Source organism: Leifsonia aquatica H1aii (genome assembly GCF_000633535.1).
GTDB lineage: Bacteria > Actinomycetota > Actinomycetes > Actinomycetales > Microbacteriaceae > Leifsonia > Leifsonia aquatica_A.
Genome location: NZ_AYMR01000075.1, coordinates 1 through 320, shown reverse-complemented (window position 1 = coordinate 320; position 320 = coordinate 1). Strand labels below are relative to the sequence as shown.

Below are 320 nucleotides of genomic sequence, written 5' to 3'. Positions count from 1 at the left end.
GTCAGCTCCACGCTGGACGCGATCGCGACCGCGCGCAGGCTCGGGATGCAGTCGATGGTGTCCCACCGCTCCGGCGAGACGACGGACACCTTCATCGCCGACCTCGCCGTGGGAACGGGGACAGGACAGCTCAAGTCGGGCGCGCCCGCCCCTGGCGAGCGGGTCGTGAAGTACAACCGGCTGCTCGAGATCGAGGAGGAGAACGGCTCGCTGCCCTACGGGCTGGAACAGGAGCCCTCCCTCGCTCCCAAAACCACTTCCGCACCCATCGGGTCGTCCACGGACCTGGCGCGGGAGTGAGAGGAGGGAGCCCCCCCCCC

General features: G+C 70.0%; 1 pseudogene. It reads left to right on the top strand.

Annotated elements, in window-relative coordinates:
* A pseudogene (locus U870_RS22955) lies at nucleotides 1-300 on the top strand (hypothetical protein); the annotation flags it as partial.
* Between the last annotated feature and the right edge of the window lie 20 nt (nucleotides 301-320).